The 21,751-nt window shown below is 64.7% G+C and carries 19 protein-coding genes; 15 read left to right on the top strand and 4 right to left on the bottom strand.

The genetic code is table 11. The features are described 5' to 3' along the window. Positions 1–105: 105 nt before the first annotated feature. Together OKW30_RS16155 and OKW30_RS16150 are read left to right on the top strand one after the other, a co-directional pair. The gene (locus tag OKW30_RS16155) at positions 106–1,701 is read left to right on the top strand and encodes an MDR family MFS transporter (RefSeq protein WP_429347096.1); all 1,596 of its coding nucleotides are present in this window, start codon (positions 106–108) and stop codon (positions 1,699–1,701) included. Between the two features lie 30 nt (positions 1,702–1,731). Continuing rightward, positions 1,732–2,232, top strand: a complete 501-nt coding sequence (locus OKW30_RS16150) for a MarR family winged helix-turn-helix transcriptional regulator (protein ID WP_184067095.1) — start codon at positions 1,732–1,734, stop codon at positions 2,230–2,232. A gap of 104 nt (positions 2,233–2,336) precedes the next feature. On the opposite strand, the gene OKW30_RS16145 is transcribed toward OKW30_RS16150, so the two are convergent. After that, complete coding sequence (locus OKW30_RS16145) at positions 2,337–3,614, bottom strand: amino acid deaminase (protein ID WP_184067098.1); 1,278 nt, start codon at positions 3,612–3,614, stop codon at positions 2,337–2,339. A gap of 155 nt (positions 3,615–3,769) precedes the next feature. On the opposite strand from OKW30_RS16145, the gene OKW30_RS16140 reads away from it, so the two are divergent. The 3 genes from OKW30_RS16140 (at position 3,770) to OKW30_RS16130 (ending at position 6,603) form a co-directional block, all read left to right on the top strand. Continuing rightward, positions 3,770–4,660, top strand: a complete 891-nt coding sequence (locus OKW30_RS16140; protein ID WP_090802984.1) for a MurR/RpiR family transcriptional regulator — start codon at positions 3,770–3,772, stop codon at positions 4,658–4,660. A 3-nt stretch (positions 4,661–4,663) separates the two neighbouring features. Further along, on the top strand, positions 4,664–6,145 hold the full coding sequence (locus OKW30_RS16135) for an N-acyl-D-amino-acid deacylase family protein (protein WP_184067101.1): 1,482 nt from the start codon (positions 4,664–4,666) through the stop codon (positions 6,143–6,145). 71 nt (positions 6,146–6,216) lie between these two features. Next, positions 6,217–6,603 carry a RidA family protein gene (locus OKW30_RS16130; RefSeq protein WP_008923846.1) on the top strand — a complete coding sequence of 129 codons (387 nt, stop codon included), beginning with the start codon at positions 6,217–6,219 and terminating at the stop codon, positions 6,601–6,603. A 93-nt stretch (positions 6,604–6,696) separates the two neighbouring features. Here the strand turns inward: OKW30_RS16130 and queF are convergent, their stop codons facing one another. The 3 genes from queF to ilvA are packed head-to-tail and all read right to left on the bottom strand — an operon-like array spanning position 6,697 to position 10,009. Then, complete coding sequence (gene queF / locus OKW30_RS16125; RefSeq protein ID WP_429347095.1) at positions 6,697–7,521, bottom strand: NADPH-dependent 7-cyano-7-deazaguanine reductase QueF; 825 nt, start codon at positions 7,519–7,521, stop codon at positions 6,697–6,699. Further along, the gene (locus OKW30_RS16120) at positions 7,518–8,420 is read right to left on the bottom strand and encodes a 5'-nucleotidase (RefSeq protein ID WP_184067104.1); all 903 of its coding nucleotides are present in this window, start codon (positions 8,418–8,420) and stop codon (positions 7,518–7,520) included. Before OKW30_RS16120 ends, queF begins: the two co-directional genes overlap by 4 nt. 23 nt (positions 8,421–8,443) lie before the next feature. After that, positions 8,444–10,009 (bottom strand): threonine ammonia-lyase, biosynthetic, encoded by a 1,566-nt coding sequence (gene ilvA, locus OKW30_RS16115; RefSeq protein ID WP_429347761.1) that lies wholly within the window; start codon positions 10,007–10,009, stop codon positions 8,444–8,446. A 502-nt stretch (positions 10,010–10,511) separates the two neighbouring features. On the opposite strand from ilvA, the gene OKW30_RS16110 reads away from it, so the two are divergent. The 10 genes from OKW30_RS16110 (at position 10,512) to OKW30_RS16065 (ending at position 21,688) form a co-directional block, all read left to right on the top strand. Then, positions 10,512–14,618 (top strand): DUF3683 domain-containing protein, encoded by a 4,107-nt coding sequence (locus OKW30_RS16110; RefSeq protein ID WP_429347094.1) that lies wholly within the window; start codon positions 10,512–10,514, stop codon positions 14,616–14,618. 33 nt (positions 14,619–14,651) lie between these two features. Beyond that, complete coding sequence (locus tag OKW30_RS16105) at positions 14,652–15,080, top strand: HIT family protein (protein ID WP_013088371.1); 429 nt, start codon at positions 14,652–14,654, stop codon at positions 15,078–15,080. 97 nt (positions 15,081–15,177) lie between these two features. Then, positions 15,178–15,591, top strand: a complete 414-nt coding sequence (locus tag OKW30_RS16100) for a gamma-butyrobetaine hydroxylase-like domain-containing protein (protein ID WP_018419393.1) — start codon at positions 15,178–15,180, stop codon at positions 15,589–15,591. 66 nt (positions 15,592–15,657) lie between these two features. After that, positions 15,658–16,389, top strand: a complete 732-nt coding sequence (ubiE, locus tag OKW30_RS16095; RefSeq protein WP_090802995.1) for a bifunctional demethylmenaquinone methyltransferase/2-methoxy-6-polyprenyl-1,4-benzoquinol methylase UbiE — start codon at positions 15,658–15,660, stop codon at positions 16,387–16,389. Between the two features lie 37 nt (positions 16,390–16,426). Further along, positions 16,427–17,425, top strand: a complete 999-nt coding sequence (locus OKW30_RS16090) for a TIM44-like domain-containing protein (protein ID WP_429347093.1) — start codon at positions 16,427–16,429, stop codon at positions 17,423–17,425. A gap of 174 nt (positions 17,426–17,599) precedes the next feature. After that, on the top strand, positions 17,600–18,244 hold the full coding sequence (locus OKW30_RS16085) for a ubiquinone biosynthesis accessory factor UbiJ (RefSeq protein ID WP_429347092.1): 645 nt from the start codon (positions 17,600–17,602) through the stop codon (positions 18,242–18,244). 25 nt (positions 18,245–18,269) lie between these two features. Next, positions 18,270–19,838 carry a ubiquinone biosynthesis regulatory protein kinase UbiB gene (gene ubiB / locus OKW30_RS16080; protein WP_429347760.1) on the top strand — a complete coding sequence of 523 codons (1,569 nt, stop codon included), beginning with the start codon at positions 18,270–18,272 and terminating at the stop codon, positions 19,836–19,838. A 6-nt stretch (positions 19,839–19,844) separates the two neighbouring features. After that, positions 19,845–20,465: a methyltransferase domain-containing protein gene (locus tag OKW30_RS16075; RefSeq protein ID WP_429347091.1), complete on the top strand. Its 621-nt coding sequence runs from the start codon at positions 19,845–19,847 to the stop codon at positions 20,463–20,465. 173 nt (positions 20,466–20,638) lie between these two features. Next, positions 20,639–20,956 carry an FmdB family zinc ribbon protein gene (locus OKW30_RS16070; protein WP_429347090.1) on the top strand — a complete coding sequence of 106 codons (318 nt, stop codon included), beginning with the start codon at positions 20,639–20,641 and terminating at the stop codon, positions 20,954–20,956. Positions 20,957–21,031: 75 nt separating this feature from the next. Next, entirely contained in the window at positions 21,032–21,688 is a 657-nt protein-coding gene (locus OKW30_RS16065; RefSeq protein WP_184027136.1) for a DUF502 domain-containing protein, read from the top strand. Positions 21,689–21,751: the final 63 nt, after the last annotated feature.

The following is a 21,751-nucleotide window of genomic DNA, read 5'->3' as shown; positions in this document are numbered from 1 at the left end:
TGGAGTCAGTCTACCGCGTTGCAAGACGCGTTCCGTCCAGCTTGGAGCGTCGCACCATGGTATGATCCACAATCTTTTGACACGTCAACTTTTGCTCCATCAAAAATGGCTGTCCATACCGCCGCTCACCATTCGAGTGGGCAAGTCTTACCGTTCCGCGAATCCCTGCTGGCCATGCTCGGCATCTCGTTCGTCACGATGCTGGTCGCGCTCGACCAGACCGTGGTCGGCACCGCGCTGCCCACCATCGTGTCCGAACTCCGAGGCTTCGAGTTGTACGCATGGGTCGCAACCTCGTATCTGCTGACCTCGGTGATCACCGTGCCGATTTTCGGGCGGCTTGGCGATTATTACGGGCGCAAGCCGTTCGTGATTGCGTCGATCGTCGTGTTCACCGGCGCCTCGGTGCTGTGCGGCGCGGCCAACAGCATGCTGTTTCTCGTGCTCGCGCGCGGGTTGCAGGGCATTGGCGGCGGCATGCTCGTCGGCACCGCGTTCGCCTGCATTCCCGATCTGTTCCCCGATTCCGTCGTGCGGCTGCGCTGGCAGGTGCTGATGAGCTCGGCGTTCGGCATCGCCAATGCGGTCGGCCCGTCGCTCGGCGGTTTTCTCACGCAGTACTACGGCTGGCGCTCGGTGTTCTATGTGAATTTGCCGGTCGGGCTGCTGTCGCTGTTTTTCGTCTGGCGTTTCCTGCCGCATCTGCGGCACGTCGAACATACCGGCAAAATGCGGCTCGACTGGCCCGGCGCGCTGCTGATCGCGATCGCGCTCGGCTCACTGCAGCTGTTCGTCGAATTGCTGCCGAAGCACGGCATCACGCTGAGCGCGTTCGCGCTGCTCGGGCTCGCCGTCGCGTCGGCCGTCACGCTGTGGAAATGGGAAAAGCGCTGCCCGACCGCGATCCTGCCCGTCGACATGTTCCGCAACCGCAGTCTGGCCGCGCTGTTCACGCTGGCCGTGCTCGGCGGCTTCACGATGTTCTCGCTGCTGTTCTACGCACCGCTGCTGTTCCAGGGCGGCTTCGGCATGTCGCCGAAAGAGGCGGGCCTCGTGATCACGCCGCTCGTCGTGTTCATCACGATCGGCAGTATCGCGAACGGGCGCGTCGTGTCGCGGGTGAAGAATCCGAACCTGATGCTGTACATCGGCTTTGCGATGGTCGCGCTGTCATGCCTTGGCATCGTCGTCGCGACCCGTTCGATGCAGCAATGGGTGCTGATGTCGTTCATGGTCGTCGGCGGCCTCGGGCTCGGCTTCGTGATGCCGAACCTGACGATCTTCGCGCAGCAGACCGCGGGCCGCGAACACCTCGGCATCGCGACCGCGCTGCTGCAGTCGCTGCGGATGATCGGTGGCATGATCGGCACGGCGCTGACCGGCACGCTCGTGACCCACATGTACAAGAGCGGTGTGCGCAATGCGCTCGAAGGCGCGGGCGCGTCGCACTGGTTCGCCGATCTCGGCGATCCGCAGATCCTGATCAACCGCGATGCGCAGACCACGCTCGTCGACCAGTTGACCCACGCTGGCCACAACGGCGCGATGTTGCTCGAAAGTGCGCGCGAGGCGCTGGTCGGGGCGATTCATCTGGGTCTCGCGATGGCCGCGGTGATCGCCGTCGTGTCGGTGTGGCAAACCCGCCGCGTGCCGCCGATCAAGCTGCAGCGCAGGCTCGAGCCGGTGATTCACGCAGACTGATTTTTGAACTTGGTGTTGGACAGGCAGATTATGGAAGAACAGGACCGCGTCGCCGTCATGCAGCAATTTGGTCGCACGTATCGGGCGTTCATGTCGGCATTCGAGGCCCAGGTGGGGCATCCGTTGCCACGCTGGCGCATTCTGCTCGCGCTGCGCGAGCAGGCCGGCGAGTCGTCGCAGAAGCGGCTCGTCGAGCGGTTGCGCGTCGATCCTGGCGCGCTCACGCGACAGCTGAAGGCGCTCGAAGGGTTGGGCTGGATCGCGCGCAGCATGGATACGCGCGATAACCGCGTGACCAACGTGCGTCTGACCGAAGCGGGCCACGCCGCGACCGAAGCGAGCCTGCCGCGTCGCAACGCGTTCTTGCACGACACGATGGCCGGGTTGCCGGATGAGGCGCTCGCGGCGTTGTCGAGCGCGCTGAAAATGTTGGAGACGCGCATCGGCGAGGTGACGGCCAACGCCGGCGCCGCGACCGTGGCCGCCGCGCCGCAGGAGACCGCTGGCGACGAGGCGGCGCAGCGCATGTGATTTTTAGTCCGCGCGTGGCGATAAAAAAGGCTGTGAGCCCAGGGGCGCACAGCCTTTTTCTTTAGCGGAACAGATCGCGCTTGAGTCAGCGCGGCGTGGTCCGATCAGAAGAACGTCTCGATCACTTCCTTCACGCGATACTGCGGATCGACGACCAGCACCTGCTTCCACTTGTCGAACGTCAGGCACGGATGCGAGATGTCGAACGCGATCATGTCGCCCACTTTCAGATCGGCGCCGGCGGGAATCCGCAGATACGCGTGCTGATCCATCAGACCGAAGATTTCCCAGCCCTCGCTCGCGGCGATGTCGCGCGGCGCTTGCTGGCCCGGGCGATAGTGGCGCGCCGGCTCCGGCATGCCTGCGTCGAACGCGGAGTCGCGTTTGCCGAGGCCGATGATCGCGCGATCCGGCTCGGGAATGGACTGCACGTACGCCCACAATTGCAGCGCCGGCAGCAACCCTTCGCCCATTTTCTTCGCGACAGGATTGCGCTTGAAAATGTCGGTCTGCGCCTTGCGATAGATGCCGACGTCATGCGTCAGATAGCAGCCGGGACGCAGCACGACCTCGACCTTGCCGGATTGCGTCGCCTGCGCGAACTCTTCGGCGACCACGTCGTACCACGCCGATCCCGCGCCCGATAGCACCGCCGGCGAGCGCGCGAAACGCCCCTGCTCGACAAGTTCGCGAGTGACCGCAACCGCGCCTTGCAGGAACGCGCGCACTTCGGGTTCTTCCTTCAGCACGCCTTCGTACAGTTCGACCCCCGCGAGCTTCAGCACGTCCGGATAGCGTGCGATCGCGTCGAGCACCGCGTTGCGCTGCGCTTCGTCGCGCACGCCGGTGCGTCCACCCGGCACGCCGAGTTCGAGCAGCACCTGCAGCGGCTTCTTCACCGAGGTGAAGAATTCGCCGAGTTGCTCGACGCCTTCAGCCGAATCGACGAGGCAGAAGAATTCGAAATCCGGATCGCTGAGCAATTCGGCGATCATCATCATGTTGTGACGGCCGACCAGCTGATTCGCCATCAGGATGCGCGAGACGCCGCCGTGGTACGCCGCGCGCACCTGATGAGCGGTGGCGAGCGTGATGCCCCACGCACCGGTTTCGAGCTGACGGCGAAACAGTTGCGGCGCCATCGTGGTCTTGCCGTGAGGCGCGAGCTTGACGCCGTATTCGGCAACGAACGCCTGCATCCACTTCAGGTTGTGCTCGACGCGATCGGCGTACAGCACGGCGGCCGGCAGGCTGACGTCCTCGGCGAGCAGGTTCCACTCGAGGCGCGCGGCGTCCGTCAACTGGATGCTCGTGCCCGGAACCATGCCCAAGCCCTTGCTATAAGGATCAATCGTCGCGCCATGATAGTTTGTAACTTTCATGTCTCCGTGCTCCATCGTCCGGGTAAATTGAGTCAGATTTGACTTTACCATGTTATCGAAAGTACGATGTCTGAACGAATGTTATTTAGTACCATGGGTTTCGAAGGCCGCCGGAAAGGGCCGCGAAAGCCGTGCCGCGAACCCCACCGCCTGCCATGAACCGTAGCGCCGAACCGCTCGCTTTCGACATCGTCGCGCGCATTGCCGAGTGCGCGCCGGAGTTGCGCTCGGCCGAACGCAAGGTCGCCGCGCTGATCCTCGACGATCTGACCGGCGCGTCGCGCGCGAGCATCGGCGCGCTGGCACAGCAGGCCGAGGTCAGCATCGCGACCGTCACGCGCTTCGCGAAGGCGGTCGGCTGCCGCGACGTGCGCGAACTCAAGCTGCGGCTCGCGCAGGCGGCCGCGGTCGGTCAGCGGTTTCTCGAGCGCGACACCGCAAGCGACGCACCCGAGCCGATCGCCACGCGCGTCTTCGACGAGCTGCAAACGGCGCTCGCGCACAATCATCAACTGCTGCGCCAGGCGCCGCTCGCCGAAGCGGCGGCCGCGCTGCGCGATGCGCGCATGATCTACGTGTTCGGCATGGGCGGCGGCTCGACCGCGCTCGCTGACGAAATGCGTTTCAGGCTCGTGCGCCTCGGCCGCCCGGTCGCGACCTATCAGGACGGGCTGTTGCAGCGCATGGTGGCGAGCACGGTGTCGCGCGAGTGCGTCGTGATCGCGCTGTCCACCACGGGGCGCGTGCCCGAGATGGTCGAGAACTGCAAGATCGCGCGCAGCTACGGTGCGACGGTGGTCGCGCTGACGGCGCCCGCGTCGCCGCTGGCGAAGCTCGCCAACTGGCTGATCCCGATCGTCGCGTTCGAAACCGATTTCATTTACAAGCCGTCGTCGTCCCGTTACGCGATGATGATGGCGCTCGATGTGCTCGTCACCGAACTTGCCGTCAGTCAGGGCGACGAAAGCCGCGAATTGCTGCGCCGCATGAAGCACGCGCTCGACGCGCACCGCGGCGGCGGCGATCGACAACCGTTAGGAGATTGATCCATGCATTCGCATCCCGAAGCGGCCGACACGCTGATCGTCGGCGCGCAACTGTACGACGGCACGGGCGCGCCGCCCGTCGAGCGCGACGTGGCGATCCGCGACGGGCGCATCGCCGCGATCGGCAATCTGTCGAACTGGCTCGCCGAAGAGGTGATCGAGGCCGAGGGGCGCGCGCTCGCGCCGGGCTTTATCGACGTACACACGCACGACGACACGCATGTGATCCGCTCGCCGCAGATGCTGCCCAAGATCACCCAGGGCGTGACGACGGTGATCGTCGGCAATTGCGGAATCAGCGCGTCGCCGGTATCGCTGAAGGGCGATCCGCCCGATCCGATGAACCTGCTCGGCGAGCGCGACGCGTTCCAGTACCCGACCTTCGCCGACTATGTGAACGCGGTGAACGCGGCGCGGCCGGCGGTGAACGTCGGCGCGCTGATCGGCCACACGGCGTTGCGCAATAACCAGATGGACCGGCTCGATCGCGCGGCGACTGCCGAGGAAATCGAGCGCATGTGCGCGCAGCTCGAAGAAGCGCTCGCGCACGGCGCGCTCGGTCTCAGCTCGGGGCTCGCATACGGTTCGGCGTTCGCCGCGCCGACCGAGGAAGTGATGGCGCTCGCCGAGCCGCTCGCGGCCGCGGGCGCGCTGTACACGACCCATATGCGCACCGAGTTCGACGCGATTCTCGACGCGATGGACGAGGCCTACCGCGTCGGTCGTCATGCGCGTGTGCCGGTCGTGATCTCGCATCTGAAGTGCGCGGGGCCGTTGAACTGGGGGCGCAGCGTCGAGGTGCTGAAGTCGCTCGAAGGCGCGCGCGGCGGGCAGCCGGTCGGTTGCGACTGCTATCCGTACAACCGCAGCTCGTCGACGCTCGATCTGAAGCAGGTGACAGGCGACATCGACATCACGATCACGTGGTCCGAGCCGCATCCGGAAATGGCGGGCAAGCTGATCAAGGAAGTCGCGGCCGAATGGGGCGTCTCGCAGCAGGAGGCGGGCAAGCGCCTGCAGCCGGCCGGCGCGGTCTATCACAACATGTCCGAAGACGACGTGCGGCGCATCCTGTCGCATCCGGCGACGATGGTCGGTTCCGACGGCCTGCCGAACGATCCGCTGCCGCATCCGCGGCTGTGGGGCGCGTTTCCGCGCGTGCTCGGTCACTATGCGCGCGATACCGCTTTGCTGCCGCTCGAGGAAGCGGTGCGCAAGATGACGAGCCTGTCCGCGCGCCGCTTCGGACTCGCGCAACGCGGCGAAGTGCATATCGGCTATCACGCCGACCTCGTGCTGTTCGATCCGGCGAAAGTGCATGACGTGGCGACGTTCGACAAGCCCCAGCAGCCCGCTGCCGGCATCGACGCGGTGTGGGTCAACGGCGTGCTGTCGTATCGCGATGGCGCGGTGACGGGCGAGCGGGCTGGCCGGTTCGTCACGCGCGGCGCGCCGTCGAAGGGCGATGCGCAGGGCGCGTTCTGATTTTTTATCGATTGATGGCGGCACGCGCGGCGAGGGCGCCGCGCGTGCCCGACTTTTTAAGGAGTGTGACGATGAAGCGATATGGCGTGGAAGGCGGAAAGGGAACGGGCGGTCAGGTGATGCCGTTCGCGCGCGCGGTCGAGGCGGACGGCTGGCTGTTCGTATCGGGCCAGACGCCGATGGAAAACGGCGAAGTGATCAACGGCGGCATCGTCGAGCAATCGCACAAGGCGATCCAGAACGTGTTCGCGATCCTGAAGGAAGCGGGCTATGGCGCCGAGCACGTCGTGCGTTGCGGCGTGTGGCTCGACGATCCGCGCGACTTCGCGTCGTTCAACAAGGTGTTTCGCGAGTATTTTGGCGAGAATCCGCCGGCGCGCGCGTGCGTGGTGTCGTCGATGGTGATCGACTGCAAGGTCGAGGTGGATTGCGTCGCTTATAAGAAGCCGGCGGCCTGATCGCTTTGATGGCTTTCATGTGACGAGGGCGCCGCAGGTCGTGATGGCCTGCGGCGCCCTCGTCGCGTTTACCGCTGTTTTTTTGCGTTGGAGTTACTGCCGCGCGAGCCGCCTGTTGTCCGGCATCGGCAGGTTGTAGTTGGTGCGGAACGGGTTGATGTCGAGCCCGCCGCGGCGCGTGTAGCGCGCATACACGGCGAGCTTCAGCGGTTTGCACATCTTCATGATGTCGACGAAGATTCGCTCGACGCATTGCTCATGAAACCCGGTGTGATTGCGGTACGAGATGATGTATCGCAAGAGGCCCGCGTGATCGATCTGCGGGCCGGCGTAGTGGATCTGCACGCTGCCCCAGTCCGGCTGACCGGTCACCGGGCAGTTCGACTTCAGCAGGTTCGAGAACAGCGTTTCCTCGACCGGCGCTTCGTCGCGCGCCGCGCTCAAAAGTGACGCGTCCGGTTGATAGACGCTCGCCTCGAGTTCGAGCCGGTCGAGCGACAGACCGGCGAATTCTTCCATTTTCAGCTTGCCGAATTCGTGCGGTGTGCTCAGATGTACCGACACGGTCGCGCCGCACGACGCGGACACGTCGCGCCTGATCGTGTCGCGCACGCTCTCGGCCGAGTCGAACGCAGTCTGCGCGAACGAGCCCAGATACAGCTTGAACGATTTCGACTCGACGATGTTCGGCGAGTCGGCCGGCACGAAGAACGTCGCGACGGCGATCTGCGGCTTGCCGCGCGCGTTCAGCCACGACAGCTCGTAGGCGTTCCAGATGTCGGTGCCGAAAAACGGCAGTCGCGCGGTAATGCCGATCGCCTCGCGCGCATGGCTGCGCGCAATCGGAAATAGCAGCGTCGGATCGTATTGTTCGGTGTAAGTCGAGGACTTGCCGAGCGGGGATTGTTCGGGGGTCATGATGCGTTCACGATGCCACTCAGCACGTGCCCGGTCGCGGTTACGACGCGGGCCGATTCGCAGTGGCCGATCTGGTCGTCGAAGAAAAAGTCGGGCTCGAACTCGCGCAGAAATGCGCTTTTGTCGAGGCCGCCGAGGAACATCGCTTCGTCGATTTCGATGTTCCATGCCATCAGGGTGCGGATCGCGCGCTCATGCGCGGGAGCCGAGCGCGCCGTTACCAGCGCCGTGCGAATGCGCATCGGCGCGGCCGCGTCCGCGAGTTTTTGCAGCCGGTGGAGTGCTTCGAGCAGCGGCTTGAGCGGACCGTCCGCGAGCGGCAGATGCTTGTTGTCGATCTCGTGACCGACGAACGCGCGCAGGCCGTCTTGCTGGAAGATGCGTTCCGCTTCGTCGGAAAACAAGACCGCGTCGCCGTCGAACGCAATGCGGATTTCGTCCGGGTATTTGCTCGCCATTTTCGCCGATTCCGGCAACACGCGTGCGGCTGGGAAGCCAGCGGCGAGCGCATCGCGCACGTCGTGCTGATTCGCCGACAAAAACAGCGAAGCGTTCAGCGGCTTCAGATAACCGAACGGCGCGCGGCCGCGCGTGAACACGCCGCGCTCGATCGCGAGCCCGTGTTCGCGGCAGGAATGAAACGCGCGCAGACCGCTGATCGGATCGCTGCGCGACAGGATCACCACTTCGACGCGATGATCGCCGGCGTTCAGCGCAAGCAGCTTGCGGATCAGCGGAAACGCGACGCCCGGTTTCGCGGGCACGTTCAGACGCTCGCGCTGCAACGCTTCGTAAGCCTTCAGGTCGCCGGCCTCGTAGACACGGTTCTCTTCCTCGAAGTCGAACAGTGCGCGCGACGAGATTGCGACCACCAGTTTGTCGACGAGCGAAAGCGCCATCGTTGCGTTCCGGTTCGAAGAGATCAGGCGAGGAAGAGACGATAGACCGGATTTTTCGTCTCTTCCCAGCACGGATAGCCGAGCGTTTCGATGAAGCGCTCGAACGCCGCGTGGTCGCTTCCGGGCACCTGAATGCCGACCAGAATCGAGCTGTAGTCCGCGCCCTGGTTGCGGTAGTGGAACAGGCTGATGTTCCAGTTCGGCGCCATCGACGACAGGAATTTCATCAGCGCGCCCGGACGTTCCGGAAACTCGAAGCGAAACAGTCGTTCGTCGCGCGCGAGCGGCGAGCGGCCGCCGACCATGTAGCGGATGTGCTGCTTCGACAGTTCGTCGAAGGTCAGGTCGACGGTGGCAAAACCGTGCGCTTCGAAGGCGCCGGCGATCTGCGCCGATTCGCTGCGATTGCGGATCTGCACGCCGACGAAAATATGCGCCGAGTTCGCGTCGGCGATCCGGTAGTTGAACTCGGTGACGCTGCGCGTGCCGAGCAGCTCGCAGAAGCGCCTGAAGCTGCCGCGCTCTTCGGGGATCGTCACCGCGAAGACCGCTTCGCGCGCTTCGCCCACTTCCGCGCGTTCGGCGACGAAGCGCATGCGGTCGAAGTTCATGTTCGCGCCCGACGTGATCGCGATCAGCGTCTGGTTCTCGATGCCTTCCCGTTCGGCATACTGCTTGGCGCCGGCCACCGCGAGCGAGCCCGCCGGTTCGAGCACGCTGCGCGTGTCCTGGAACACGTCCTTGATCGCGGCGCACAGCGCATCGGTGTTCACGAGCAGCACTTCGTCGAGATATTCGCGGCACAGACGGAAGGTCTCTTCGCCGACGAGCTTCACCGCGGTGCCGTCGGAGAACAGGCCCACTTCGTTCAGCGTCACGCGCTCGCCCGCCTGCAACGACGCGGCCATCGCGCATGAATCGTCGGTCTGCACGCCGATCACCTTGATCTCGGGGCGCACCGATTTCACGTATGCGGCGACACCGGCCGCGAGACCGCCGCCGCCGATCGGCACGAAGATCGCGTGAATCGGCCCCTGGTGCTGGCTGAGGATTTCCATCGCGACGGTGCCCTGGCCGGCGATCACGTAGGGGTCATCAAACGGATGCACGAAGGTCAGGCCGCGCTCTTCCTGCAGCTTGACCGCGTGACCATAGGCGTCGCTATACGACTCACCGAACTGCACGATCTCGACGGTCGGCCCGCCATGCGTGCGGATCGCGTCGACCTTGAGCTGCGGCGTCGTCACCGGCACGACGATGATCGCCTTCACGCCCATGCGTGCCGCCGATAACGCCACGCCCTGCGCATGATTGCCCGCCGACGCGGTGATCACGCCGCGACTGAGCGCCCCGGCCGGAATATGCGCCATCTTGTTGTATGCGCCGCGCAGCTTGAACGAGAACACCGGCTGGTTGTCCTCGCGCTTCAGATAGACCGGGTTGCGCAGCCGCGCCGACAGGTTCGGGGCGCGTTCGAGTTCGGTCTCGCGCGCCACGTCGTAGACGCGCGCGGTCAGGGTTTTTTTCAGGTAGTCGTGGGAGGCCATGCGGGTGGCGCGGTGCGCTGTGTAAAACGGGAAGACGTCAATGATAGCGCCAACGGTGCCCGCTCTGGCCGTTCGGCGCGCTCCGCGGACGGGTGCCGTGCACTTAACCGGGCCGTATCGGAATCGCGCGATCGAAGCTCGCCCAACCGTCCGGCCGGTCAATGGACGGTATGCGAAAACGCCGCCGGATCCATCGCCAAAACCTCCGAACCCCCGCCGCCGCCCGATTCCCACCGTCAACGCGTGGCGGAATGATGCGGTAGAATTTCGTTTTGGAATAAGGATCGGAAGATGCACTGGCAGCCTCGGATCGCCCATTTAATGCCCGTCCCGCGCGAATCCTTCCCCGCGGCGGAACGGCATGTCCGCCACGCGCGATCGTGTAGCTGTCTCTGAGTGCCGCGAAGCGACCGCCGTGAGTTGGCCGCCGGTCGTGCTCGCTCCCCTTGAAGCCCTAGAAGATTTCAAGCATTGCGCCCTACGCGCATTGTCCGCCGACGCCTCGTGACGAGTGCGCCAGGCTGACCTACCGAGTCGTCCAACCATGAACGCACCTCAAGTTTTCGATCCGCACGGCGCCGCCGGCGCGGTGGCCGCCGATCCCGAAGCGCGTCTGCGCGAAATTCCCTACAACTACACGTCGTTCTCCGACCGCGAAATCGTCATCCGCCTGCTCGGCAACGACGCCTGGGACGCGCTCGCCGAACTGCGCGCCGAACGCCGCACCGGCCGCTCAGCGCGCATGCTGTACGAAGTGCTCGGCGATATCTGGGTCGTGCGCCGCAATCCGTATCTGCAGGACGACCTGCTCGACAACCCGAAGCGCCGCGCGCTTCTGATCGAGGCGCTCAATCACCGTCTCGCCGAAATCGAGAAGCGCCGCCGCGCCGATCTGCGCGAACACGGCGACGAAGCCGGCGTCGAGCGCGCCGCGCGCGTCGAAAAGCTGGTGCAGGCCGCGCGCCGCGCGATCGACCAGTTCGCCAGCGAATTCCAGCAGACCTACGACCTGCGCCGCCGTTCTACGCGCGTGCTCGGCAAGGTCACGCAGAAAGACAACATCAAGTTCGACGGCCTGTCGCGCGTCTCGCACGTGACCGACGCGACCGACTGGCGCGTCGAATACCCGTTCGTCGTGCTGACGCCGGACTCCGAGGCCGAAATCGCCGGCATGATCAAGGCCTGCTTCGAACTCGGCCTGACGGTGATTCCGCGCGGCGGCGGCACCGGCTACACGGGCGGCGCGGTGCCGCTCACGCCGTTCTCGGCCGTCATCAACACCGAAAAGCTCGAACAGCTCGGCCCGGTCGAAATGACCCAGCTGCCGGGTGTCGATCGCAAGGTCGCGACGATTTTCTCGGGCGCGGGCGTCGTCACGCGCCGCGTGACCGAAGCGGCCGAGCAGGCCGGCTTCGTGTTCGCGGTCGACCCGACCTCGCTCGACGCGTCCTGCGTCGGCGGCAACGTCGCGATGAACGCGGGTGGCAAGAAGGCGGTGCTGTGGGGCACGGCGCTCGACAACCTCGCGTGGTGGCGCATGGTCGACCCGGAAGGGAACTGGCTCGAAGTCACGCGTCTCGGGCACAACATGGGCAAGATCCACGACATCGAAGTCGCGCGTTTCGAGCTCAAATGGTTCGACGGCAACTACGCGCCGGGCGAGAAGCTGCTGCGCACCGAAGCGCTGGACATCAAGGGCCGCGTGTTCCGCAAGGAAGGCCTCGGCAAGGACGTCACCGACAAATTCCTCGCCGGTCTGCCGGGCGTGCAGAAGGAGGGCTGCGACGGCCTCATCACGTCCGCGCGCTGGGTGCTGCACAAGATGCCTGCGCATACGCGCACCGTCTGTCTCGAGTTCTTCGGCCAGGCGCGCGAGGCGATTCCGAGCATCGTCGAAATCAAGGACTACCTGTTCGAGACCTCGCGCCAGGGCGGCGCGATTCTCGCGGGTCTCGAGCATCTTGACGAGCGCTATCTGCGCGCGGTCGGCTATGCGACCAAGAGCAAACGCAACGCGTTTCCGAAGATGGTGCTGATCGGCGATATCGTCGGTAACGACGCGGACGCGGTCGCGCAGGCCACCTCGGAAGTCGTGCGCATGGCCAACGGCAAGAGCGGCGAAGGTTTCGTCGCCGTCAGCGCCGAGGCCCGCAAGCGCTTCTGGCTCGACCGCAGCCGTACGGCCGCGATCGCAAAGCACACCAACGCGTTCAAGATCAACGAAGACGTCGTGATTCCGCTCGACCGCATGGGCGAATACACGGACGGCATCGAACGCATCAACATCGAGCTGTCGCTGAAGAACAAGCTGCAACTGGTCGACGCGCTCGAAGCGTTCTTCAAGGGCGGCAAGCTGCCGCTCGGCAAGAGCGACGACGCGAACGAAATCCCGAGCGCCGAGCTGCTCGAAGACCGCGTGCAGCAGGCGCTCGATATACTCGCGCGTGTGCGCACGCGCTGGGAATTCGTGCGCGGCAAGCTCGACCTGTCGCTGCGCGAGGCGCAGCACTACCTGGTTGGCCTCGGCTACGAGTCGCTCGCCGAAAAGTTCGCCGACCGCGTCGACGCGCAACCCGACGCAAACGTATTCCATCTCGCGCAGGACCGCACGATTCGCGTGTCGTGGAAGCAGGAAATCCGCGCCGAATTGCGGCAGATTTTCAACGGCGGCGAGTTCAAGCCGATCCTCGACGAAGCCCAGGCGATCCACAAGCAGGTGCTGCGCGGGCGCGTGTTCGTCGCGCTGCACATGCACGCGGGCGACGGCAACGTCCACACGAACCTGCCGGTCAACTCCGATAACTACGAGATGCTGCAGGACGCGCACACGGCGGTCGCGCGCATCATGAAGCTCGCGCGTTCGCTCGACGGTGTGATCTCCGGCGAGCACGGCATCGGCATCACGAAGCTCGAATTCCTGACCGACGACGAGATCGGCGAATTCCGCAAGTACAAGCAGCGCGTCGATCCGCATGGCCGCTTCAACGCGGGCAAGCTGCTCGAAGGCGCGGACCTGCGCAACGCGTACACGCCGAGCTTCGGCCTGATGGGCTACGAATCGCTGATCATGCAGCAGTCCGATATCGGCGCGATTTCCGAGTCGATCAAGGACTGCCTGCGCTGCGGCAAGTGCAAGCCCGTCTGCGCGACGCACGTGCCGCGCGCGAACCTGCTGTACAGCCCGCGCAACAAGATTCTTGCTACCTCCTTGCTGGTCGAGGCGTTCCTGTACGAAGAGCAGACGCGCCGCGGCGTGTCGATCAAGCACTGGGACGAATTCAACGACGTCGCCGATCACTGCACCGTCTGCCACAAGTGCGTGACACCGTGCCCGGTGAAGATCGATTTCGGCGACGTGACGATGAACATGCGCAACCTGTTGCGCAAGATGGGCAAGAAGAAGTTCAACGCAGGCAACGCGGCGGGCATGTTCTTCCTGAACGCGACGAATCCGCAGACCATCAACCTCGCGCGCACCGCGATGATGGGCGTCGGCTACAAGGCGCAGCGTCTCGGCAACGAACTGCTGAAGAAGTTCGCGAAGAAGCAGACCGCGCATCCGCCCGCCACGGTGGGCAAGCCGGTGATCACGCAGCAGGTGATCCACTTCATGAACAAGAAGATGCCGGGCAACCTGCCGAAGAAGACCGCGCGCGCCTTGCTCGATATCGAGGACAACAAGATCGTCCCGATCATCCGCAATCCGAAGACGACCACCGCCGACACCGAAGCGGTGTTCTACTTCCCGGGCTGCGGCTCCGAGCGGCTGTTCTCGCAGGTTGGTCTCGCGACCCAGGCAATGCTGTGGGAGGCGGGCGTGCAGACCGTGCTGCCGCCGGGTTATCTGTGCTGTGGCTATCCGCAGCGCGGCTCGGGCCAGTACGACAAAGCCGAGCAGATCGTCACCGACAACCGCGTGCTGTTCCACCGTGTCGCCAATACGCTGAACTACCTCGACATCAAGACGGTGGTGGTGTCGTGCGGCACGTGCTACGACCAGCTCGCCGGTTACGAATTCGAAAAGATCTTCCCGGGCTGCCGGATCATCGACATCCACGAGTATCTGCTGGAAAAAGGCATCAAGCTCGATGGCGTGAACGGCGTGCGCTACATGTACCACGACCCGTGCCATTCGCCGATCAAGACGATGGACCCGGTCAAGCTCGTCAATCAGCTGATGGGTTCGGAGCAGGACGGCTACAAGATCGAGAAGAACGACCGCTGCTGCGGCGAATCGGGCACGCTCGCGGTCACGCGTCCCGACATCTCGACCCAGGTGCGCTTCCGCAAGGAAGAAGAAATCCGCAAGGGCGCGGCGAAGCTGCGCGGCATTCCTCTCGTCGCCGAAGCGGGCGCGAATGCGATCAATCCGGCCAATGCATCGGCCGGCGCCGCGGGCGCGCCGAACGGTTCGGTGCTGAAGGCCGGCGACGGTCCGCAGCCCAAGCACGGAAACGCGGGTTCGACCGACGTCAAGATCCTCACGAGTTGCCCGTCGTGCCTGCAAGGGCTGTCGCGCTACAACGAAGACGCGGGTACCGAGGCGGACTACATCGTGGTCGAGATGGCACGTCACGTGCTCGGCGAAAACTGGATGGCGGACTACGTTCAACGGGCGAACAATGGCGGAATCGAGCGCGTGCTGGTTTAATGGCACGATCAACGATTTTTGCCGAGGACGACGATGGACTGCGTTTTTTGCCGTGAAGACGGCGGCGATGTGCTGTGGCAGGACGACGCGCTGCGAGTCGTCCTCGCCGACGAACACGACTACCCAGGCTTTTGCCGGGTCATCTGGAACGCTCACGTCGCCGAGTTTTCGGATCTTTCTGCCGACGAGCGCGATCACGTGATGAAGGCCGTGTACGCGGTCGAGCGTGCGCAGCGGCGCGTGATGCAGCCCGCGAAGGTCAATCTCGCGAGCCTCGGCAACCAGGTGCCGCACGTGCACTGGCACGTGATTCCGCGTTTCTCGAACGACGCGCATTTCCCCCTGCCGATCTGGGCGCCGCGCCAGCGCACGGTGTCCGAAGCGATGTTGTCGTCGCGCCGCGCGCACGCCACGCTGCTGCGCGAAGCCGTGCGGCAGGAAATTGAACAGGCGCTGGGCTGAGCGTCGCTGAACCCGTCGCCGCGCATCGCCGGACTGCCGTCGGCGTGCGAGGCGGCCGATCCGACGTTATCACCCGCCGTTATCTGATGAGGCCAACATGAGCGGATTGACTCCCGAGACGCCGGTGCCGACAGGCGTGATCTTGCATTCGAAGTCGCGCGTGCTCGAACTGCAGTACGCGAACGGCGAAGCGTATCGGCTACCGTTCGAACTGCTGCGCGTGTATTCGCCGTCGGCGGAAGTGATGGGCCACGGGCCCGGTCAGGAAACCCTGCAGACCGGCAAGCGCGACGTGACGATCACGATGATCGAAGGCGTCGGCAATTACGCGCTGCAGCCGACCTTCTCCGATGGACACGCCACCGGTATCTACTCGTGGGACCTGCTGTATGACATGGCCGTGCGTCAGGATGAACTCTGGCGCGCGTATCTCGCCAAACTGGCAGCGGCCGGCATCGACCGCGACACGCCGATGGTGCCCGCCGCGGCTGCGCACGGGCACTGTCACTGATACGATTCGCCCCCGAACGCCGCTCGAGCGGCGCAACATTCAAGAACACGCGAAAGGACGAGCGCGATGAGCAAAACCCACTTCGGCTTTCAATCGGTCGACGAACAGGACAAGGCGCAGAAGGTGGCGGGGGTGTTCCACTCGGTGGCCGCCAACTACGACCTGATGAACGACCTGATGTCGGGCGGATTGCACCGGGCGTGGAAGGTGTTCACGATCGCCCAGGCGAACGTGCGGCCGGGCTACAAGGTGCTCGACATTGCGGGCGGCACGGGCGACCTGTCGAAAGCATTCGCGAAACAGGCGGGCGAAACGGGCGAGGTCTGGCATACCGACATCAATGAATCGATGTTACGCGTGGGCCGCGACCGGCTGCTCGACAAGGGCATCATCACGCCGGCGCTGCTGTGCGATGCCGAGAAAATCCCGTTTCCGGACAACTACTTCGACGTCGTGACGGTCGCGTTCGGCTTGCGCAACATGACACATAAGGACATCGCGCTTGCCGAGATGCGTCGTGTGCTGAAACCGGCCGGGCGGCTGCTCGTGCTCGAGTTCTCGAAGGTATGGGATCCGCTGAAGAAGGTCTACGATCTGTATTCGTTCAAGGTGTTGCCGTGGCTCGGCGAGCGCTTCGCCAAGGACGCGGAAAGCTACCAGTACCTGGCGGAATCGATCCGCATGCATCCGGACCAGGAAACTTTGAAAACTATGATGGAACAAGCTGGTCTCGACGGCGTCAAATATTACAATTTGTCAGCTGGCGTGGTAGCTTTGCATGTGGGGACCAAATACTAGAGTCCCTAACCCATCGATTTTTAAAGGAAAGTGCGAAATGTCCGATTCGAATTTGTTATCTACTCGTAAGGTTAAGGGGGCGCTGGCGAGAAGAATCGGACTGATCGCGATGGTCGGTCTGCTGATGGCCGGCACGCTTGCCTCTCTCGACGCCGAAGCACGCCGCATGGGCGGAGGCCGCAGCTTCGGCCGTCAATCGAACAGTCTGCAGCAGCAGCGACAGACGCCGCCGTCCCAGCCGGCGCAGAACAATCAGGCCACGCAGCAGAGCGCGCAGGCGGCGCCTGCGACTAAGCCCACGCCGCCCGCCGCGCCGAACCGCAATCGCTGGCTCGGGCCGATCGCCGGTCTCGCGGCCGGTCTCGGCATCGCCGCGTTGCTGTCGCATTTCGGGCTCGGCGAGGCGTTCGCCGGCATGCTCGCGAACGTGATCGTGATCGCGTTGATCGCGATTGTGGTGATCTGGCTCATCCGCCGCTTCACCGGCCGTAAGCGCAATGCGGCGCAGCCTGCCTACGCGGGCACGGCGCCGTCGCTGAACACGAAAGGCACCGACTATATTCAGGAGCCGCGTTACACGGCGCCGCCCACCGGCTCGTATCTCGAACCGCAGGGCAACCCGTTGACCACGCCATCGCTCGGCGCGACGCCGTCGGTGCCGGCCGGCTTCGATTCGGAAGCGTTTCTGCGTAACGCAAAGGTGTACTTCGTGCGCCTGCAGGCCGCGTGGGACGTCGGCAACGTCGAGGACATCCGCGAATTCACGACGCCGGAAATGTTCGCCGAAGTGCGCGTCGATCTCGCGTCGCGCGGCACGCAGCCGAGCCAGACCGACGTCGTGCAGTTGAACGCCGAGCTGCTCGGCGTCGAGGAGCGCGCGAACGAATCCTTCGCGAGCGTGCGCTTCTCCGGTTTGATCCGCGAGGAGCCGGGCGCGGCGGCCGAGCCGTTCGTCGAAGTCTGGAATCTGACGAAGGCGAACCGCACTGGCGAAGGCTGGCTGCTTGCCGGCATCCAGCAGGTCGAGCAACACTGACATGCCGAAGCATCGAGTCGCGTTTGCCTCGAAAAGAGCCGGCCACGGCATCGCGATTCCTGACCTCGCGCATGGCTTAGGCCGTTCGGCATAGCAGGCCGCGAAGCGAACGGACGTTACAATGGGAGCCCGCGCAAGCACCTCGCTCGCGCGGGTTTTTTCTTGCCACCTTCGATGACCCTCGCCGCCAAGCCCTTCGCTGCTGCTGTCAATCATCTGCTCGCCCGCGAATCGTGGGCCCGCGAGCGCCTCGCCCCGTACGCGGGCAAGACCGCTCGCCTGTCATGTCCGCCGGTTGTGCTCGCGCTGCTCGTGCAGCCCGACGGCTATCTCGGTACGCTCGACGAAGCCGATGCGCATCAGTTCGACGTGACGATCTCGGTGCCGTCCGACGCACTGCCGGCCTTCCTGCAAGGTGGCCAGGCCGCCGTGATGAAGCACGTGAAGATCGAGGGCGACGCCGAGTTCGCGACCGTGATTGCGAAGCTCGCCGAGCATCTGCGCTGGGAGCCGGAGGAAGATCTCGCGAAGCTGATCGGTGATGGACCCGCGTGGCGCATCACGTCGCTAGTCCGCTCAGTCGGCGAGTATGTGCAGCGCACCGGTCGCAATCTGCTCGACACCGCCGCCGAGTACCTGCTCGACGAAAATCCGCAACTGGTGCGGCGCACCGCGCTCGCGGACTTCAACGTCGAGCTGGCGCGCGCGCGCGATTCGCTCGCGCGCGTCGAAAAGCGCATCGAGCGCATCGAACAGAAGGTCGAAGTCCGCGGCGCGCAAACGCCGGGCGGCGCCGCCACGTCGCGCAGCACGCGCTAGTCACCGGGCCCAGCCATGCGTTTTTCTGCGTTTTCTCAAGATATTTTTCACGGTCATCCGCTTCGGCCTCGACGAAATGATGTTGAGCCGCATCAACGACCGGCGCGTGCGTCTGCTGCTGCGCATCACGACGCTTGGCCGCAAGTTCGATGCGCCGCCGGGCGTGCGTCTGCGGCTCGCGCTCGAAAGCCTCGGGCCGATCTTCGTCAAGTTCGGCCAGGTGCTGTCGACCCGTCGCGATCTGCTGCCGGTCGATATCGCCAACGAACTTGCCAAGCTGCAGGATCAGGTGCCGCCGTTCGATTCGGCGGTCGCGATCGCGCTCGTCGAGAAGTCGCTCGGCGCGCCGGTCGACGTGCTGTTCGACGATTTCGAGCGGGTGCCGGTCGCGAGCGCGTCGATCGCACAGGTCCACTTCGCGAAGGTGAAGGCCGGCCAGCATGCGGGCAAGGCGGTCGCGGTGAAGGTGCTGCGCCCCAAGATGCTGCCGGTGATCGATTCCGACCTCGCGCTGATGCGCGACATCGCCGTGTGGGCCGAGCGTCTGTGGGCCGACGGCAAGCGCCTGAAGCCGCGCGAGGTGGTCGCCGAATTCGACAAATACCTGCACGACGAACTCGACCTGATGCGCGAGGCCGCCAACGGCAGCCAGTTGCGGCGCAACTTCCTTGGGCTCGACCTGCTGCTCGTGCCCGAGATGTACTGGGAGTTCTGCACGCCCACGGTGCTCGTGATGGAGCGCATGGTCGGCGTGCCGATCAGCCAGGTCGATACGTTGCGCGCGGCGGGTGTCGACATCCCGAAACTCGCGCGCGAGGGCGTCGAAATTTTCTTCACGCAGGTGTTCCGCGACGGCTTTTTCCACGCCGACATGCACCCCGGCAACATCCAGGTGAGCCTCGATCCCGCGCACTTCGGCCGCTATATCGCGCTCGACTTCGGCATCATCGGCGCGTTGTCGGACTTCGACAAAAACTACCTCGCGCAGAACTTCCTCGCGTTCTTCAAGCGCGACTACCATCGCGTCGCGACGTTGCATCTGGAGTCGGGCTGGGTGCCGCCGAGCACGCGCGTCGAGGAGCTCGAAAGCGCGATCCGCGCGGTCTGCGAACCGTATTTCGATCGCGCGCTGAAGGACATTTCTCTCGGCCAGGTGCTGATGCGTCTGTTCTCGACGTCGCGGCGCTTCAACGTCGAGATCCAGCCGCAGCTCGTGTTGCTGCAAAAGACGATGCTGAACGTGGAAGGCCTAGGCCGTTCGCTCGATCCCGAACTGGATCTGTGGAAGACCGCGAAGCCCTATCTCGAGCGCTGGATGAACGAGCAGATCGGCTTGCGCGGCTGGTACGAGCGTCTGAAGATCGAGGCGCCGCAGTGGAGCAAGACGCTGCCGCAGTTGCCGCGCCTCGTCCATAACATGCTGGCCGAGCGCCATCATCCGGTGGGCGGCGCGAACGACGACGTGATCCGCCAGATCCTGCTCGAGCAAAAGCGCACCAACCGTCTGCTGCAAGGCCTGCTGCTGTTCGGTGTGGCGGTCGGCGTCGGCGCGATGCTGGCGCGTGCGTTCCTGGTACTGGCTTATGGAGGATAGATTCCGATGAGCGATCCGACCCAACCCGCCGCGCCCGATTTCGCAACCCGCGATCCCGACTCGCCCGAGTTCTGGGACGAACGCTTCGAGCGCCATTTCACGCCGTGGGATCAGGCGGGCGTGCCGTCCGCGTTTCGCGCGTTCGCCGAACGGCACCGCGACGTGGCCGTGCTGATTCCAGGCTGCGGCAGCGCGCACGAAGCGGTATGGCTCGCGCGCCAGGGCAACCCGGTACGCGCGATCGACTTCTCGGCAGCCGCCGTGGCGGCGGCGCGCGAGCAGCTCGGCGCGCATGCATCGCTGGTCGAACAGGCGGATTTCTTCACCTATGCGCCACCGTTCGCACCGGCATGGATCTATGAGCGCGCATTCTTCTGCGCGCTGCCGCCGGCGCGCCGCGCCGACTATGCGCAGCGCATGGGCGAACTGCTGCCGGCCGGCGGGTTGCTGGCGGGCATCTTTTTCATCGGCGCGACGCCGAAAGGGCCGCCGTTCGGCATCGAACGCGGCGAGCTCGATGCGCTGCTCACGCCACACTTCGAGCTGGTCGAAGACGAAGCGGTCGACGACTCGATCGCTGTATTCGCCGGACGCGAGCGCTGGCTCACCTGGCGGCGTCGCGGCTAACGCCACGCGCGCCGCTCTTGAGAGGTCCGGGGGTCGTCCCCATCTGGCGCGGTGGCGGGCGCATCGTGCGCCCGCTTCCCGAAATCCGGGGAACGGACATCGTTTGCGGCTATAATTCAAGGCTTTGCAAGCGTTTACAAGATTTCAGTAGGGATTTGGAGTAAGAAAGGATCATGCCGATCTACGCTTATCGTTGCGGGTCATGCGGTTTGGGGAAGGACGTGCTCCAGAAGATGAGCGACCCCCAGTTGACGCAGTGTCCCGAGTGCGGAAAAGACACCTTTAGCAAACAACTCACGGCCGCCGGCTTCCAGTTGAAAGGCTCCGGCTGGTACGTGACCGATTTCCGCGGCAGCACGAGCGCGCCGGCCGCGTCGGAAGCGAAGTCCGAGCCGACCGCAGCCGCTGCCCCGGCTGCATCGGCTGCCGCGCCCGCGGCGCCCGCCGCAGCGCCCGCCGCCACGAGCCCGAGCGGTTCCGGCAGCGCCTAGTGGGACTGCCGCCCCGCGCGGGCGGCGTATCTACCGCGCATGGGCTTCGGCCTGCGCAGCTTTCTGGCGGTACACATGACGACGAAAAAATTCACGCTCAAATCGGTGTTTCTGACCGGCCTGCTGGTGCTGGTGCCTCTGGCCATCACACTGTGGGTGCTCGGCCTGGTCATCGGCACGATGGACCAGACGCTGTTGCTGCTGCCTACCTCGTGGCAGCCGGAACGCACGATCGGCTATCGCTTGCCGGGCCTCGGCGCGGTGCTCACGCTCGCGTTCATCTTCGTCGTCGGGCTGTTGACGCAGAACTTCATTGGGCAGAAGCTCGTGAAGTGGTGGGAACTGCTGGTCGCGCACATTCCGGTGGTCGGCCCGCTCTACACCAGCGTGAAGCAGGTGTCCGACACGCTGCTGTCGAGCAGTGGCAATGCATTCCGCAAGGCGCTGCTGATCGAGTACCCGCGCCGCGGGTCCTATACGATCGCGTTTCTGACCGGCATCCCGGGCGGCGACGTGGCCAACCATCTGAAGGAAGATTACGTCAGCGTATACGTGCCGACCACGCCGAACCCGACGTCCGGCTTCTTCCTGATGGTGCCGAAAAGCGAAGTGATCGAGCTCGACATGACGGTCGACGCTGCGCTCAAGTACATTGTCTCGATGGGCGTCGTGGCGCCGTCCGCGCCGCAGCCGGCGCCGGTGCGCCGCGCCACCGTCGAGCCCCCGCTCTAATGCCGGCGCGCAACGCTTCATGCAGGATCGTCTGTGGCGCGCCGTTCAACCAATGCAAAACGA

Origin of the sequence: Paraburkholderia sp. Clong3 (assembly GCF_050436485.1) — a bacterium.
Taxonomy (GTDB): Bacteria; Pseudomonadota; Gammaproteobacteria; order Burkholderiales; family Burkholderiaceae; genus Paraburkholderia; species Paraburkholderia tuberum.
This window is presented reverse-complemented; position numbering and strand designations above follow the sequence as displayed.